Below are 16,129 nucleotides of genomic sequence, written 5' to 3'. Positions count from 1 at the left end.
CGTACCTGGCACGATCGCTTTCCGCCTGGACACGAGGGGCGGAGGGCCGCGGGTGGCGACGCTCGGAGAAGTGATCGACGGCGTGACGGCGGCCAGCAAGAAGGCATCCGAAGCCAAGACCGCCCTGGAACAGGCCGAAGACCTGGCGGGGGACGCCCAGGCACTGTTCGCCATCGCCCTGGAAGGCGATACGACCGGCGACAAGGACGCCATACTGGGCCGCTTCGCGGAGACCATCAAGGGCATCAAGGAACTCTGGAAGACCCTGGTCGACGGCATCACCCGCGCCGAGTCCGTGCTGAAGGCGGTTCGCACCGCCACCCCCGCCAGCAGCTTCGCCAAACCCGCCTCCCGCCGCGCAGCCGACACCAACCACTCCGGCTGGCCGGCCGCAGACCAGCGCCGTGCCGCCGATGGCAGAACCGCCGCCGCTCCCGCCAGAGCGTGTCGAGGAATTACGTCGCGACCTGCCGCCCACCGTGATCGGCGGTACCGGGCAGAAGACCCACGGCCGATGGGTCGCCCCCGACGGGTCGACACAGCACGCGGTCAGCGGGCGCGATGAGTGGACGCCGAAGGTCAACGCCGCACTGGCCGTCGAAGGATGTCCCCGATTGCCCGTGGTCGCCGAGGCGGATGTGGAACTGAAGCTGGCTGCGCGGATGCGGGAGCAGGGCGCCGCCGATCCCGTGATGCGCCACCTGACACTGGCGCTCAATTACGCGCCGTGCGAAGGCCCGTTCGGCTGTGACAGTCTGTTGCCCGCAGTGCTGCCCGAGGGCTACACGCTCGCCGTGCACGGCCCGGACGGCTACTACAAGAGGTTCACCGGAGGAAAGCCGCCGTGGCGTCGTTGATGGCCTGGTACAAAAGGGGCGAGGAGTCGACCCCGATCACGAGCGCGGCCGATCTCGAAGCGCTGCTGCAACGCATGGCCGCCGACTTCGTCGCACAGGACGGCCCGGTCCCGCCGATGGTCGAACTGGCCCGCCCCGACCCGTGGGCCGAGGGCTGGGTGGCCGTCAGGCTGGGCATCGCCAGGGATCGCGGCTTCATCGCCCACGCCGACGCCACCGGCTCCTACATCACCACCAACGGCAGCGACCCGGACGGCGAACCGATCCTCTACGACCACCAGGCCCACGCCCGGGAGTGGCCCTCCGACGCTGAGTTGCCGCTGGCCGATGTGATCAAAGCCGCCCATGACCTCATCGCCGGCGACGGTGACCGGTCATCGGCGGTCACCTGGCGACCCTGGGGAACCTGACTACGAAGCCGATCTCGGTTTGCTTACCGAGCGTGATCCGGCAGTTCAGCGCAGAGTTCCTGCCTCATGGGGCTGGGACTACTGGAATCCAGCGAGGAACGCGCTGATAGGTGGCTCGAACGCGGTAGCGAGGTCCTCGGCGGTGCGCAGGTCGTCCGATATAGCGGTGGTGGCGAGCCTGCCGTGGGGCAGCGTCGCGGCTACGGCTTCGGCGATCGCCGTGGGATGCCGTTGATCAATGCCGGGGATCACGAGCGTCGGGGTGGTCATGTCGGCCAGTTCGGTGATGGAGCGGAGCAGGCGGTCGTGGCCGATGGCGGCGGCTGCGGCGATGCTGTCGGGGTTCGAGCGGGGGATGGCGTCGGCGACCAGGTTGCTGATGACGGGCGCGAGGGTGGGGAGGATCGGGCTCCACGCCGCCTGGATGCCATGGGTGCGTACTCGCGCGGCGAAGGCGTCGAGGAAGTCGACCTCCGCTGCCTTGGCGCGGTCGTCTTCGATGTCCTCGACGCTGATCAGCACGGCGGCGCGGACGCGCGCGGGGTGTCGGAGGCAGGTGCGCAGAGTGATGCTGGAACCGAGGCCGGTGCCGCCCAGGACGGTGGTCTCGACTTCGAGGTGATCCAGCAGGGCGGTGACGTCGTCGGCGTAGTTGTTCCAGGTGTGCCTGCCGGGGTCGGTGCACACCGATCGGCCGTAGCCGCGTACGTCGGGCAGGACCACGGTGTACCGGTCGGCCAGGGATCTGCCCAGCGGTAGAAGGCTGTGGTGGTCGGGCCCGCCGCCGTGCAGGAGCACGACGGGCGGGCCGTCACCGAGGGAGGCCGCGTGCAGCGCGCAGCCGTCCCGACCGCGGTAGATGAAGTGCTCGGGTGGGTGGGTCATCGACTCAGTGGTGGTAGGCGTGCACGACGGCGTGGCCGCTGCCGCGTCCGATGAGCCACTTGTTCACCGGCACGGTGACCACGAAGGCGACGGCCAGGGCGAAGGCGAGAGCCCCCCAGAACAGCCAGGATGACAAACCGGCCTCCATCGCGCCGGGGACGGTGAGCATCACGGCGTTGTCGATGATCTCCATGACGGCGATCGAGATGGTGTCGGCGGCCAGTGCCACCTTCAGCGCGCGCCGGAAACCGACACCGGCCTTGAGGACTCCGCGCATGGTCAGGGCGTAGCCGAAGACGAACGCCAGTCCGACCGCCAGCACGACGGTGGCGAGGTTGCCCCAGCCCAGCGCAGTACCGATGATCATGCCCAGGACCTCGCCGATGGCGCAGCCGGTGAGGCAGTGCAGGGTGGCCGAGGCGGCCATGCCCCAGCTCGCGCCGGGCTGATGCTCGTGATGGGTGTCGTGCTGCTCGTGGGTGCCGTGTCCGTGGTGGTGCTCAGTGTGTTCGGCGTCCATCGTCAACTCCTTCCAGATGTACCCCTAGGGGGTATACGGACGATAGCACAGGCGTGGGTAGCGAGCTGGATGTACGAGCGAGGCCCATCGCCCGATGCCGAGCTTTGGACTTGTTCCCCGAGGTGGCCTTCGATGGCATCCACGCGAGCGATGCACCCGCCTACACCTTGACGCCGTTGCCACGAGCGCTCTTCCACGGTGGAGAACCGATGGCGTTCCATGCGATCTCAGCCCAGGAAGTGCTCCAACACCAGTCTGCGGCTTGCCTGCACGTGTGTCATCGCGAGGTTGCGTGCTGCGGGAGCGTCGCGGCGCAGGAGCGCGTCATGCAGGACGGTGTGCTCGTGAGTGTGGTCAGGAGGGAGACCTCGACGGCCGATGCTGACGAACAGCAGTCGCTGCATCTCGTCGAGCAGACCCTCGATGGCATGGGCAAGTCGATCGTTGCCGGACGCACGGGCTATGCGTACGTGGAACTCGCGGTTGGTGGTGAGGAGCTGCCGGCGGACTTCGGTGTCGTCTTGGGTATAGGTCACGTGCACTGGCGGGGCCAGTGCTTCCAGCGTTTCAAGTGGTGCGCGCCGAGCCGCGAGTTCCACGGCCGCGGGTTCCAGCAGCAGCCTCATCTCGAACAGGTCGCGCACTCCCGCGAGGGTGATGGCGGTGACCCGGTAGCCCAGCCTGGGACGTACCTCGATGAAGCCTTCCTGCACGAGGCGCCGCAGCGCCTCGCGGATCGGTGAGCGGCCGAAACCGGTGAGCTGCGCGAGCCGGGCCTCGCGCAGCTCTTCACCGGGACGGAGGCAGCCGGTCAGCACTTGCTCTTTGAGGTGCCGGTACGCCGCGTCGGTCACGCTCCCGGTCTGCGGTTCCGGTTCAGGACGATCCAGCACAAGGGATCAACTCCTTCCTCCGATACCCCAGTGATCATGGGCGTAGCGGCCTGCCCGGCTGATCATCAGGTGGGGTCGGCCGCCTTCGGCACCTTCCGGCGCAGGTTGCGGTGACGTGATGGCCCAGGGGCGGACTGGGCGATCCACGGGCCGGGGGCCGAGGGGTCGAGGACGCCTTGCTCCAACCACGTGTGCTGCTCGTCCAGAACCCGTCGTGCGATCACGCGGTCGTGATCATCGGTGTTGGAGGCCAGCCGGTCGAACAGCTCCTCCACGCGGCGGGTGGCCTGACGGCAGAACGCGTCCGCGAGTTCCACGGCGGCCTCACCGAGGTCGTCGCGGGCCTTGGCGTACACGCACGCGGTGCTCATCGCGTACAGCTCGGCGACGATGTCGACCAGCCGTCCGACGTGGAGTTGGTGCTCCTCGAACTCCTCGCCCCACCGTGCCAAGCCGTCGGTGAGGCGCTGGGCGACCTTGTGCGCGGCCTGCTCGACGAACAACAGGTGCGGGACCAGCGGCCCGTAGTGCGCCAGGCCGGTCGACGTGCTGTCGCCGGGGCCGTCCCACCGGTACTCGGAGAGGATCTCGTGGGCGAGGAACACGCGCAGCACCTCGCTGGAGCCGTCGAAGATGCGGCCGACGCGCAGGTCGCGCAGCAGTTGCTCGACCGGCACACCGCGCTCACCGCGCGCCGCGGCGGACTCGGCCGTCTCGTAGCCACGCCCACCGCGGATCTGCACCAGCTCGTCGGCGACCAGCCACGCCTTCTCCGTGGCGTACAGCTTGGCCAGCTCCGCGTCGATTCGGGTGTCGACCTGCTCGTCATCGGCGTGGCGCCCGGTCACCTCGACGATGGCCTCCAGGGCGAAGGCGGTGGCGGCGATGAACGCGATCTTGCCCGCCACGGCCTCGTGCTCGCCGATGGACCGGCCCCACTGTACCCGGGCCTTGGACCACTCGCGGGCGATCTTCAAGCTCCACTTCGCGGCGGCGGCGCACACCGCAGGCAGGGACAGCCGGCCGGTGTCCTGGGCGGCGAGGGCGATCTCCAGTCCTTCCCCTTCACCACCGATCCGGTTGCCGGCGGGCACGACGACCTCGTGCAGCCGGATGACGCCGTTCTCGACGCCGCGCAGGCCCAGGAAGGCATTGCGGTGCTCGACGGTGACGCCGGGGGAGTCGGCCTCGACCACGAACGCGGTCATGCCGCCGGCATGGTCCTCCATGCCGGGGACCTGCGCCAGCACGACCAGCAGGTCGGCGAGCACACCGTTGGTGGCCCACGACTTCACGCCGTTGAGAACGTAGGTGTCGCTGTGGGGGACGGCGGTGGTGTGGATCCGGTACGGATCGTTGCCGATGTCAGGCTCGGTGAGGGCGAACGCGGAGATCTCCCGGACGCACCGGGGTAGGAACTCCCGCTTCTGCTCCTCGGTGCCGAACAGGGTGATCGGCTGCGGCAGCCCGATGGCCTGGTGCGCGGCCAGCAGCTCGCTCAACGCGGGGTGCACGCTGCTGGCCAGCATCAGCGCCCGGTGGTAGCACACGCCGGGCAGCCCCAGGCCGCCGTAGGCGCGCGGGATCTTGATCGCGAACGCGCCTAGGTCGCGCAGGCCGGTGATCACCTCGTCGGGGAGGCGGTCGTCCCGCTCGATCGCCGGAGCGTCGACCCGGGTGAGGAACTCGCGCAGGCGTTGCAGGAACGCCTCGCTCTCCTCGTCCAAGCGCTGTCCGACGCCCGGAGGCAGGGTCAGGAGGTCGATCCGCGCGCTGCCCCGGAACAACTCGCGCCCGAAGCTCGGTTTCCGGCTCGCTCCGCCGGATGCCTGTAGATCGACGGCCTCGTCCAACTGCTCGGTGCTCAAGGAGCCGCTCCTTCAGGACGCCGGGGTGGCGCGGATGATCGACAACGGCCCCGCGGCGGCGTGGGCGACCGACTCGACCGTGAACCCGGTGTCGGCGAGCATGGTCCGGAAGTCGCTCTCGGTCCGCTCCCGACCGCCGGAGGTGACCATCATGTTCACGTCGGTGTAGAACATGATCCGCGTCTCGGCGGACACCGTCTCGGCGGACGCGGTCTCGGGGAGCACCGAGCCGATGATCAGCAGGGTGGCGGTGTCGGGCATGTGGGCCCGGCAGGTGCGCAGGATCGCGCGCGCCGGTTCGTCGTCCCAGTCCTGGAACACGCTCTTGATGATGTACAGATCACCGTCGGCGGGCACGGACTGGAAGAAGTCGCCGGCGACGACCTCGCACCGGTCGGCGACGCCGGCCGCACCGAGCACCTCGGCTGCTTGGGCCACACCGCTGGGGCTGTCAACGACCGTGCCGCGCAGGTGTGGGTTGGCGCCCAGGATCGCGGCCAGCAGGGTGCCGTCGCCGCCGCCGAGGTCCACGACGTGCTCGACCCCCGAGAAGTCGTGGGCGGCGGCGATCCGGTCGGCCGAGATGCGGGACTCCTGGCCCATCGCCTCGTTGAACAGCGCGCTCAGCTCGGGGTGGTCGGCCAGGTAGCCGTAGATGTCCTTGCCGTGCACGTGGGCGAACGACGGTTCGCCGGTGCGCACGACGCGCCCGAGTTCCTGCCAGGCCGTGAACAGCGTCGGGTCGCAGAACATCCTCGTGAACGCGTGCAGCGAGTCCGGCGAGTCGGTGCGCAGCTGGGCGCCGACCTCGGTCAGGCTGAAGCGCCCCGGCTCGGGCTCGGTGGTGACACCGACCGCGGCGAGCGTGCGCAGCAGGCGGTGCAGCGACGGCTCGTGCGTGCCGGTGGCCTCGGCCAGCTCGGTGCTGGTGCGCGTGCTGTCACCGATGTGGTCGGCGAGCTTCAGCTCGGCGGCCAAGCCCAGCGCGTGAGCGGTCATGTAGCCGCCGATCAGCTCGATCAGCGCGGCACGGTCACCGGCCTTCTTGTCAGTGCTCGCGGGTGCTGTGCTGGTCATCTCCAACGCCTTCCGTTGCTGGTGGTCTGTCAGGGACGGGTCAGCCGGTGTCGGACCCAGACGTTCGGCTCCACGTACGCGGCGTGGTCGTGCTCGACGCTGACCATCACCGGGCTGAGCGCGCCGGGGACCACGAGAGGGCCGCTGCGGTCGAACGGCAGGCCGGTCCAGGCACGCCACTGCGCGAGGCTGCCGCCGATGGTCATCGACGCGGGGCACACCTTGACGATCTCGGCGCCTTCCCTCACGTGCACGCGCAGCCAGGGGTCCGCGGGCAGCCCGTCGGGTCGGGTGCGCGCGGCGTACTCGGCCATGGTCACGTGCGGCTCGGTGTGCTTGTGACTGGGGCGCACGGCGACGACGACGTCGTTGTAGCCCTCCCGGCGTGCTCGTTCCTTCAGGGCGGCGAGCGTGCGGCCGGAGAGGTTCTGTGCCCGCTTGCCGGGTACCACGGCGACTTCGAGCGCGCAGAGCGTGTTCAGGTGCGCGCCCGCGTAGGTGTCGGTCATGCTCTGCCGCAGCGCCTCGTCCCACCCGGTGTCGGGCAGGCTGCCGGGGTCCCCGTCCCACGCGAAGGGCACGCTCGCGGCCCGGGCCACGACCTCGCCGTCGTCGAGCACGACGAGCTGGTGGCGCGCGTGGCGGTCGAACGCCCAGTCGACGAGCACCGGGTCGGGACGGATGTACTCGGGCCAGGCCGCCTCCATGGTCAGCATGGCCTCTTCCAGGTCGGGGCGTTCGGCGAGGCTGACCACGTGCAGGTCCACCAGGGTGGACATGGCTACCTCCAAGGGTTGCGTCAGGCCGCCAGCCGTGCGGCCGGCAGCGCGTCGGTCGACAGGACGACGGGGTCTCCGGCGTGTTCGCGCAGCAGAGCGAGGTAATCCGCTCGCGGGATCGGCGCCGCGCCCAAGAGGCGGGCATGGGCGCCGTCGTGCTGGGCGTCCACGGCGATCCCGCCGGCATCGGCGAGCCGCCGCATCAGGTCGAACACGGCGACCTTGCCCGCGCCGCTGCGACGGGTGAACTGGGAGTCGGCGCTGAACACGCCGCCGACCAGCACGCCGAACGTGCCGCCGACGAGCTCCTCGCCCTCCCACACCTCGACGCTGTGCGCGTGCCCTGCCTCGCGCAGACCGATCACGCCGTTCACCAGGTCGTCGGTCAGCCACTGCGACTCGCGGTCCGCGCGGCACTGCTCCACGACGCGCTCGAAGGCGCGGTCGAGCGTGGTGGTCCACACAACTTTGTTGCGCAGCTGTTGGCGCAGGCTCCGCTGGATCCGGGCCGAGGCCGCGAAGATCACCGGTCGGGGATCGGGTGAGCACCAGGCCACCGAGTACGGGTCACCGCCGTCGAAAACCTGGATGAGGCCGGCAGCCACGTCGGCTTCGCTGACGATTTCGTGGACGAAGCGTTGTTCCGGCGACGAGGCGGGGAACGGGAACAGACCGTGCCGGTAGGCGTCGAACAAGGCCGTTGGGGACAGCTCGTCGCGGAATGCGACCGGTCCCTCGGAAGGGGCGCCGGTCAGGTCCAGCAGTCCCCACGTGGTGGCGTGGTGGGTCGGTAATCGGTTCGTCATCGCGCTCACAGGAACTCCACGGAAGTCAGGTAGCGGAGGTAGCGGTCGAGCATCGCGGTGTCGACCGGCGGGATCTCGATGCCGCTGCCACGCAGCCTGTTCTCGACGTTGGTGCGGGTGAACTCGGGAAAGGTCGTTTCCAAGTACATTTCGGCGACGCTCATCGCGCCTGTCGCGCACCGGTCGATGAACAGCGGGGCGAACGGGGTCATCGGGTGGTCGGGCCGCTCCACGGCCAGCTCCACCATGCGTTCGACCCACTCGCTCCAGGACACCTCGCGCACCTCGTGGCCGTGGGCGCGCAACCGCTCCACGAGGTCACCGATGTAGGCCTTGTTCGGGTTGGTCAGGTGGTAGACCTCGCCTGCCGGCAGCGCCGAACGGGCGATGTGCACGACGGCGGCGGCGAAGCGGTCCACCGGCGTGTAGTCCAGCGGCAGCGCGGCGATCGGCGCGACGCCGGTGTCCACGACGAACTTCTTCATCGCGCACATCTCGGTGGAGGTGTTCCACGCGCCGGTCACGCAGTCCCCGGAGATGTCCGCGGCGCGGTAGATCGCCACGGGCAGCCCCTGCTTCGCCGCGTTCTTCAGCAGCGCCTCGGCGACCCACTTGCTCTCCACGTAGCCCACGGACAGGTGGTCGGCATGGTCGGCGGAAGTGTCCTCGGTGACGTGGTGGACGCCCGCGGTGCCGAAACCGGACACCACGGCCATCGTGGAGGTGTAGTGCACCGGGATGTTGCGGTACCGGCCTGCCAACCGGACGACCTCACGGGTGCCGCCGACGTTGGCCGGGCGCATGTGCGAGTAGGGGTAGATGAAGTTCACCAGCCCGCCGGGGTGGTGGACCACGTCGACCGTGCGGGCCAGAGTGTCGAAGTGCTCCTCGGACAGGCCGAACAGCGGTTGGTCGAGGTCTCCGACGACCGGCACGATCCGTCCGGACGCGCGGTGCTCGTCGAGGTCGTCGCGGAAGTAGTGCACCGCGTTGTGCTGGATGCGGCGCAGGGCGTGCTCGTCGTCCTTCGCGCGCACCAGGCAATGCACCACCGCGTCGGTGGTGGTGAGCAGTTCCCGCAGCAGGTAGATGCCCAGGAAGCCGCTGACGCCGGTGAGGAAGACGTGCCCCGGGTCCTGCCAGCGGGGCGGGTCGGTGACCGTGCGCTGGATCGGCACCTCGACCTGCGACTCGGCGGCGAAGTCGACCTGCTTGCGCGTGTCGTCACCCGCGAGCGTGCCGGCGCGGGCGTCTTGGACCGCCTGGGCGAAGCCGCGCAGGGTGGCGTCCTCCAGCAGCAGGCGGATCAGCGGTCGTACTTGGGTGATCTGCACGCCGAACGTGGCACGCACCTTCGCCAGCAGTTCGGCGGCGAGGATCGAGTTGCCGCCCAGCTCGAAGAAGTTGCTCTCCGGGCCGACCTCCTCGGCGCCGAGGACCTGGCGCCACAGCTTGGCGATACCGTGCTCGGTCGCCCCGGCGGTGGAGCCGGCGCCCATCGACGTCGGCGCGTCCGGCACGGGCTCGGGCAGGGCGTCGAGGTCGATCTTCCCGTTGGACTTGACCGGCATCTCGGCCAGCTCCACGAAGGCCGTCGGCACCATGAAGCCGGGCAGGAGACCGGACGCGAAGGCCCTCAACTCCTGGGCCGTGGGGGAGTGCGCGGTGTTCCCTGGCACGGTGTAGTGGGCGATGAGCTGCGCCTGCCCGTTGTGCTCGTGTGCGGTCACGGCGACGTCCTCGACCAGGTCGTGCCCGGCCAGCACCGCCTCGACCTCCGCCGGCTCCACCCGGAAACCGCGGATCTTGAGCTGCCGGTCGGTACGGCCGAGGATCTCCAACTCGCCCGTCGCCGTCCACGCGCCGAGGTCGCCGGTGCGGAACATGCGCGCTCCCGGTTCCTCGGCGAGCGGGTCGGGCAGGAACCGGGCCCGGTGCGGGGCCTCTTCGACCAGGTAGCCGTAGGCGACACCCGGACCACCGAGGTAGACCTCGCCCCGCTCACCGGGAACGACCGGTCGCAGGTCCTCGTCCAGGACGTGCACCACGGTGCCGGGCAGCGGGCGTCCGACCGGTGCGTTGCCCAGCGCGGGCAGCACGTCCTCGGTGACTTCCGCGGTGCAGGAGGTGACGGTGGTTTCGGTCAACCCGTAGGCGTTGACCAGCCGCGTGTCGGGCATCAGGCGCAGCGCGGTGCGGCAGTCCTCGGCGCGCACCGCCTCGCCGCCCACGATCGCCAGCCGCACCGGCAGGTCGACCGGTTTCCCGGCGTGCTCGGACAGGAAACCGCGCCAGTAGGCGGGGGTGAGGTCCATGACCGTGATGCCGTGCCCGACCACCCGGTCCGCGAACTCGCTGGGAGCCCACGTCGTCTCCGGCAGGACGAGCGTCGCGCCGCCGGTCAGGGCGACCAGGATCTGCTCGATCGAGGTGTCGAAGGACAGGGAGGCGAACTGGAGCACCCGGTCGGCAGGGGTGATCCCGTAGAGCGGACCGAGCTGTCCGAGCAGGTAGCTCAACGACCGGTGCTGGACCACCACGCCCTTGGGCACGCCGGTGGAGCCGGAGGTGTAGATGACGTACGCGGTGTCCGAGGGATCCACCGTCACCTCGGGCGGCGAGGTCGCGGTGCCGGAGTCGGCGGTGGCCACGCTGACGGGAAGGTCGGTGAAGCTGCCGGGCTCGTCGGTGATGACGACCTGGCAGCCGGTCTCCTTGATGAAGGTCTCCAGCCGGCCGACCGGCACACCGCGCTCGACCGGGAGGTACGCCGCGCCGGCCTTCCACGTGGCGAGCAGCGCGACGATCGCGTCGACGGAGCGCTCCAGGTGGACCACGACCACCGATCGACGGTCCACCCCGCTGTCCCGGAGGTGGTTGGCCAGCCCGTTGGCCCGTGCGTCGAGTTCCGCGTAGTCGATTCGCGCGTTCCCGCACACGACGGCGGTGTGGTGCGGTCGGGTGACAGCGTGCCTGGCGACGAGGTGGTGAACCGGTAATTCCCGGTGAACGTTCATCAAGTCCCCTCAGCGTGGAGCCCGACGAGACAAGCGCTCGAATGGCGGCCTGCCGTCAAGCGTGTTCGTTGACACCCTGAAGACGTCCGTTCCACGCGGCCCGGGCGCGACTGCGGTACCGAACCCGCTGGGTTGAGCTCTGCACGTGGATCACGGACGTCCCGGGCGACGTCTGGTCTTCGTGGCTGTGCTCGGTGGCCTCGATTCCGCAAGTAAACGACGATTAGCGGAAGGGCTTTGGTGAAATTTCACCACCGACATTACGGGTGGAACCGGACATCGTCAAGTCGAAGGGGATGCCTTTGTTGTCCTGGAAATGGGCATGACAAATTTCCCGACGCCGTTCGATGTGCGCGGGAAAGGAATTCGGTGTTCTCCTGGACCGCGTCCCGGTGCGGCTGGGGGCCGCACCGGGACGCGAGTGCTTACTGCGCGGTCGCCTCGGTCTGAGCCTGGTCCGTCGAAGCCGCACCGGTCGGCGGCACGTGCTTCAACCGCGTCGCGGCGATCACGGCGGCGACCGCCGCGATCACCGCCGCGACGATGGCGGCGAGGTTCAGACCGCTGGTGAACGCGGCGCGTGCCGCGTCCAGCAAGGACGAGGCGGCGTCGCCGGGCAGTTGGCCCGCCGCTGCCACCGCGCCGTCGATGCTGTCCCGCGCGGCCGAACTCGCCTCGGCCGGCAGATCCGCCGGAAGCGTGCCGTCGATCTCGTTGCGGTAGGTCGCCACACCGACGCTGCCGACGAGCGCGACCCCCAGCGAGATGCCCAGGTCGTTCGCGGTGGTGCTCAGGCCCGACGCCGCGCCTGCCTTCTCCGGCGGGACGGAACCGACGACGAGATCGGTCGTCAGCGCCATGGACGGTGCGACCGCCGGGTACAGCACGATGAAGCCCGCGATCAGCAGCGGCAGCCCGGACGCGCTGTCGACCTGGGTCAGCATCCCGTAGCCGATCACCTGGATGGCTAGACCGGCGGCGATGACGTAGCCGGGACGCACCTTGCGGGCGATGATCGGCGAGGACGTCGCCACCACGATCAGGATCAACGCCGCGGGCAGGATCGCCAGACCCGTCTGCAGCGGCGACAACCCGGCGACCAGCTGCAGGTACTGCGTGAACATCAGGTACGTGCCGCCCAGCGCGGTGGCGGAGAGGATGAACACGGCCAGCGCGCCGCTGACGGTGCGGTTGGCGAACAGCCGCACGTCCAGCAGCGGGTGCTCGGCCTTGAGCTGGCGCAGCGTGAACCACACACCGAACAGCAGACCCGCTGCGATGGTCACCAGCGCCACCACCAGGGCGTCGTCCTTCGCCAACGCCTTCACGCCGTAGACGAACGGCAGCAGCGTCGCCAGCAGCAGCACCGCGCTGACCAGGTCGAGACGACCTGCGCCCGTGTCGCGGTGCTCGGGCAGCAGGAACGGCGCGCCGATCACGACCAGGGCCATGATCGGAACGGCGACCAGGAAGGTCGCGCGCCAGGAGAATGCCTCCAGCAGCAGGCCGCTCAGCAGCGGTCCGAGTGCGACACCGGCGGAGATGCCGGCCGCCCACGCGCCGATCGCGACACCGCGCTGCTTGGCGTCCTGGAACGTGGCGAAGATCAGGCCCAGCGTGGCGGGCATCTGGATCGCCGCCGCCAGACCCAGGGCCGCGCGCCACACGATCATCAGCGCCGGGTCGTCGGTGAACGCGGCCACCACCGACACGACACCGAATACCGCCGCGCCGAGGATGAGCATCCGACGTCGGCCGATCCGGTCGCCGAGGGTGCCCATCGTCACCAGGAACCCGGCCATCATGAAGCCGTAGATGTCCAGGATCCACAGCATCTGCGTGCTGCTGGGAGCCAGGTCCGCGGCGATGTGCGGGATCGCCAGGAACAGGATCGTGAGCATCATGAACAAGAGCAGGGAAGGAAGGACCAGCAGGACCAGTCCTAACCACTCCCGGCGTCCGGCCTTCGGGGCGGACGTGCTGTTCGCAGAGGACATGGTGTTTCCCTTCGCGGCGTGATCGTCGCGGTCGTCGCCCAGGTCGGCGACCGACGTCCTTCGATTCGACTACCCGATCGGCCGGTGTGGTACACATACCCAGCCCGGGTACGGGTACAACTTATACCGCTAGGGGGTATGGGTAGCAAGTCGAGAGGAGTGCTCGGGTTTGACAGGGCTCCGGGTCGGTGTTGCCATACCTGCATGGACCACGAGGTCAAGGAGCTCGTCGCCCGAGCGCGACAGCGCACCGCAGAACGCCCGTACAGCAACAGATTCCTCGATCTGTTGGACAACGGCGCCCTTCCCGTCGAGCGCTTGCGGCAGCTCGCCGCGGAGTTGCACCGGTTGGTCGCCAGCGACCGCCGAAGCTTCACCCTGCTCGCATCGCGCTTCCCGGAGTCGCCGGCCGGTGACTTCTACCTGACGATGGCGCAAGGCGAGGGCGAAGCGCTGCGGCTGTTGTCGGACTTCGCCGCGGCGGTCGACGTGGACCAGGCCGCGCGCCGTGCCCACGAACCGCTTCCGTTCGCCCAGGTCTATCCCGCGTACCTGGCGCAGGTCGCCCTCGGTGGTGGCAGTAGCGCGGTCGCGCTGGCGTTGCTGGCGAACGTCGCGGAGTCCGGTTCCACCTACCGGCGCGTGGCCGACGCACTCCAAACCCGATACGGCTTCTCCGATGAGGCGGTGGGCCACTTCCGCTTCTTCGGCGAGACGCCGGACGAACTGCTCGACCAGGCCGAAGCCGTGGTGGCGCACGGCCTCGCCGCGGGCGAGGACCCGGACGAGGCCGTGCGGACCGCCCGTTTAGTGAGCGTCTACGAGTCGCTGTTCTGGGATGCCCTGGCCGAGGGAATCACCGAGAGCTGACCCGCGAGGTCAACCGGTGACACCTCGACCCGTCGGTCGATCCGGTCCTCCTCCCACGTGCTGGTGTCCACCAGCCACCACCGCTCGACCTCGATCACGTACAGGCGGTGCGGGGCTGGTGGCGCCAACTGCGATGACGGCAACGTCCACCGGGCACGATCCTGCGGATCGGGCAGCACCGCGTCGTAGAACGAACTGTGGAAGCGCTCTACGTCCTCGTCCCGCAACTCGGTGCACGTGCCGCTGAACTGCGCTCCGTCCACCGCCGTGAGCCCACCGCCGGTCTTGGCCGTGAACAGCGTCCCGCTCACCTGGGGCCGCACGGCGATGTCGCGGGAGTGCCTGGACTGCACGGCCGAGCCGAACAGCAACCGGAGCGGCTCGGCCAGCCACGCGTACTGGAGCACCGCCGACCAGGGCGTGCCGTCCGGCGACACGGTGGCCAACGTCAGGTACTTCGCCTCGTCGAGCAGCCGCCGCGTCCGGACTGCCGGGCTGTCGTTCACGATGTCCCGCCTTTCTGCAACGCGGAGACCCGGTGGGGGACGGGACCTGTGTCACCCCCGCCCGCCACCAGGCCGGCTCATCGGTGGTTGAGCAGCACGGGCAAGGCCAGGACGTCGTTGGCGATGAACGAGCGCAGCGGCTCGACCTCGTCCAGAGTCACGGCAAGGGCCAAGCGCGGAAAGCGGTCGAACAGCGCCGGCAGGGCGACCGCGGCCTCCAGGCGGGCCAGACGCGCGCCGGGGCAGAAGTGCGGACCCGCACCGAACGCCAGGTGTTCCTTGTTCGCGCGGTGGATGTCGAACTCACCCGGGTTGTCGTGAAGCCCAGGATCGCGGCCGTGCGCGCCGAACGCGATCAGCACCGCGTCCCCGGCGTGGATGACCACGCCTTCGCCCAGTTCGATGTCCTCGGTCGCCCACCTCATCGGCAGGTGCATCACCGGGCAGTGGACCCGCAGTGCCTCCTCGACCACGTCGGCCCACTTCGCCGGATCGGCCTGGGCGACGGCGAGCTGGTCGGGGTGGGCGAGCAGCTCACGCACCGCATGATCGATCAAGGAAACGGTGGTCTGGCTGCCACCGCCGATCATCAGCAGCAGCGTCGAGATCAGCTCCTGCTCGCTCAGCGGCGCTTCACCCTCGACTCGCGCGGTGAGCAGGAAGCTGGTCAGGTCATCGCCGGGCTCGCGCCGCTTGGTGTCGATCAGCAGGCGCATCGCGCGGTCCATGTCCTCGTTGAGCCTGGCCGACTCGTCCTCGGGGACATCGGTCGCCACGACCACGCGAAGGATGCGCAGCACCTCGGCCCGCTGGTCGTCCGGGACGCCGAACAGGTCGCAGATCAACCGGGTGGGCACACCGTGGGAGAAGGCCGCGTGCAGGTCGACGGGCTCGTTCCCGGGGCGTGACCACAGGTCGTCGAGCAGGTCAGCGGTGATCGCCTCGAGCTGCGACCGCATCGCGTCGATGCGCTTGGGGGTGAAGGCCGGGGCGATCAGCCTGCGCAGCCTGGTGTGCTCGTGGCCCTGAGCGGTGAACATCGAGTCCACGTCCACCCAAGGCGCCAGCCACGGGATCGAACCGGGCTGGTAGTCGGAGTTGTTCTTCTTGAGGTTGCGTGAGATACCTGGATGGGTGAGCAACCGCTTGACCACGTCGCCTCGGGTGACGGACCAGGCGGATACACCCTCGGGTAACTCGACCGGGACGGCGGGAGCGGACGCCCTGAGTTCGTCGATCTGTTTGTACATGCACCCGCCACCACCGCTGTCGAGCTTCGTGCTCGTGGGTGTGCTGAAGCCGATCATGCTGCACCTCCTCGGAAGTACGCCTATCACGGGCTTGTCGACACTGGTACCCGCCGCACGGGTCAGGTAGCGGGTCGCTCGGCAGACGCTTCGGCCGTGAAGCCGGTCCTCGTGTGCGCACCGTCGCAGAACGGCTTGTCCTGCGATTGGCCACACCTGCACAGCAGGACGCTCCGACGCTGCGGCACCTCGTACTCCCGGCCTTCGTGATCGACCAGTTTCACCGGCCCTTTCACCTGGTAGGGGCCGGAGTTCACGACCTTGATCACTACTTCGGGTTGCTGCTGGTCCATCGTGGGTTCCCAGGGTCGGGCGGCTCGCGGCTCGCGGCTCGCGG

General features: G+C 69.4%; 16 protein-coding genes. 4 read left to right on the top strand and 12 right to left on the bottom strand.

The features are described from left to right. The first annotated feature begins 52 nt into the window (after nucleotides 1–52). The 3 genes from EDD40_RS43495 to EDD40_RS12815 are packed head-to-tail and all read left to right on the top strand — an operon-like array spanning nucleotide 53 to nucleotide 1,267. Entirely contained in the window at nucleotides 53–565 is a 513-nt protein-coding gene (locus EDD40_RS43495) for a hypothetical protein (RefSeq protein WP_246037628.1), read from the top strand. Further along, the gene (locus EDD40_RS12820; RefSeq protein ID WP_246037627.1) at nucleotides 480–857 is read left to right on the top strand and encodes a DddA-like double-stranded DNA deaminase toxin; all 378 of its coding nucleotides are present in this window, start codon (nucleotides 480–482) and stop codon (nucleotides 855–857) included. The genes EDD40_RS43495 and EDD40_RS12820 overlap by 86 nt, the downstream gene beginning before the upstream one ends. Then, nucleotides 845–1,267: an Imm1 family immunity protein gene (locus tag EDD40_RS12815; RefSeq protein ID WP_123743098.1), complete on the top strand. Its 423-nt coding sequence runs from the start codon at nucleotides 845–847 to the stop codon at nucleotides 1,265–1,267. The genes EDD40_RS12820 and EDD40_RS12815 overlap by 13 nt, the downstream gene beginning before the upstream one ends. Before the next feature lie 78 nt (nucleotides 1,268–1,345). Here EDD40_RS12815 and EDD40_RS12810 read toward each other — a convergent pair whose 3' ends face one another. From EDD40_RS12810 to EDD40_RS12770, 9 genes are all read right to left on the bottom strand, one after another. Then, entirely contained in the window at nucleotides 1,346–2,152 is an 807-nt protein-coding gene (locus tag EDD40_RS12810) for an alpha/beta fold hydrolase (protein ID WP_123743097.1), read from the bottom strand. Between the two features lie 4 nt (nucleotides 2,153–2,156). Then, the gene (locus tag EDD40_RS12805) at nucleotides 2,157–2,672 is read right to left on the bottom strand and encodes a DUF4396 domain-containing protein (RefSeq protein WP_123743096.1); all 516 of its coding nucleotides are present in this window, start codon (nucleotides 2,670–2,672) and stop codon (nucleotides 2,157–2,159) included. A 227-nt stretch (nucleotides 2,673–2,899) separates the two neighbouring features. Further along, nucleotides 2,900–3,526, bottom strand: coding sequence for a GntR family transcriptional regulator (locus EDD40_RS12800; protein WP_246037626.1), 627 nt, complete (start codon nucleotides 3,524–3,526; stop codon nucleotides 2,900–2,902). Between the two features lie 104 nt (nucleotides 3,527–3,630). After that, entirely contained in the window at nucleotides 3,631–5,433 is a 1,803-nt protein-coding gene (locus EDD40_RS12795; protein ID WP_123743094.1) for an acyl-CoA dehydrogenase family protein, read from the bottom strand. 12 nt (nucleotides 5,434–5,445) lie between these two features. Next, nucleotides 5,446–6,510 carry a methyltransferase gene (locus tag EDD40_RS12790; protein WP_123743093.1) on the bottom strand — a complete coding sequence of 355 codons (1,065 nt, stop codon included), beginning with the start codon at nucleotides 6,508–6,510 and terminating at the stop codon, nucleotides 5,446–5,448. 29 nt (nucleotides 6,511–6,539) lie between these two features. Further along, nucleotides 6,540–7,289, bottom strand: a complete 750-nt coding sequence (locus EDD40_RS12785) for a GNAT family N-acetyltransferase (protein WP_123743092.1) — start codon at nucleotides 7,287–7,289, stop codon at nucleotides 6,540–6,542. 20 nt (nucleotides 7,290–7,309) lie between these two features. Continuing rightward, nucleotides 7,310–8,095, bottom strand: coding sequence for a leucyl/phenylalanyl-tRNA--protein transferase (locus tag EDD40_RS12780; RefSeq protein WP_123747986.1), 786 nt, complete (start codon nucleotides 8,093–8,095; stop codon nucleotides 7,310–7,312). A gap of 5 nt (nucleotides 8,096–8,100) precedes the next feature. Further along, nucleotides 8,101–11,112: a non-ribosomal peptide synthetase family protein gene (locus EDD40_RS12775; protein ID WP_123743091.1), complete on the bottom strand. Its 3,012-nt coding sequence runs from the start codon at nucleotides 11,110–11,112 to the stop codon at nucleotides 8,101–8,103. A gap of 425 nt (nucleotides 11,113–11,537) precedes the next feature. Then, nucleotides 11,538–13,109 (bottom strand): MFS transporter, encoded by a 1,572-nt coding sequence (locus tag EDD40_RS12770; RefSeq protein ID WP_123743090.1) that lies wholly within the window; start codon nucleotides 13,107–13,109, stop codon nucleotides 11,538–11,540. A 204-nt stretch (nucleotides 13,110–13,313) separates the two neighbouring features. Here EDD40_RS12770 and EDD40_RS12765 point away from each other — a divergent pair, with 204 nt between their 5' ends. Further along, nucleotides 13,314–13,979, top strand: coding sequence for a TenA family protein (locus tag EDD40_RS12765; protein ID WP_123743089.1), 666 nt, complete (start codon nucleotides 13,314–13,316; stop codon nucleotides 13,977–13,979). Here EDD40_RS12765 and EDD40_RS12760 read toward each other — a convergent pair. From EDD40_RS12760 to EDD40_RS12750, 3 genes are all read right to left on the bottom strand, one after another. Further along, nucleotides 13,928–14,485 carry a pyridoxamine 5'-phosphate oxidase family protein gene (locus tag EDD40_RS12760; protein WP_211348161.1) on the bottom strand — a complete coding sequence of 186 codons (558 nt, stop codon included), beginning with the start codon at nucleotides 14,483–14,485 and terminating at the stop codon, nucleotides 13,928–13,930. The genes EDD40_RS12765 and EDD40_RS12760 overlap by 52 nt on opposite strands. A 77-nt stretch (nucleotides 14,486–14,562) precedes the next feature. Next, the gene (locus EDD40_RS12755) at nucleotides 14,563–15,954 is read right to left on the bottom strand and encodes a cytochrome P450 family protein (protein WP_246037625.1); all 1,392 of its coding nucleotides are present in this window, start codon (nucleotides 15,952–15,954) and stop codon (nucleotides 14,563–14,565) included. Continuing rightward, complete coding sequence (locus EDD40_RS12750; RefSeq protein ID WP_123743086.1) at nucleotides 15,855–16,085, bottom strand: CDGSH iron-sulfur domain-containing protein; 231 nt, start codon at nucleotides 16,083–16,085, stop codon at nucleotides 15,855–15,857. The genes EDD40_RS12755 and EDD40_RS12750 overlap by 100 nt, the downstream gene beginning before the upstream one ends. Nucleotides 16,086–16,129: the final 44 nt, after the last annotated feature.

Origin of the sequence: Saccharothrix texasensis (assembly GCF_003752005.1) — a bacterium.
In the GTDB taxonomy this organism is placed as follows: Bacteria; Actinomycetota; Actinomycetes; order Mycobacteriales; family Pseudonocardiaceae; genus Actinosynnema; species Actinosynnema texasense.
The sequence above is the reverse complement of the archived record's forward strand: the minus strand, read 5'-3'. Positions and strand labels throughout refer to the sequence as shown.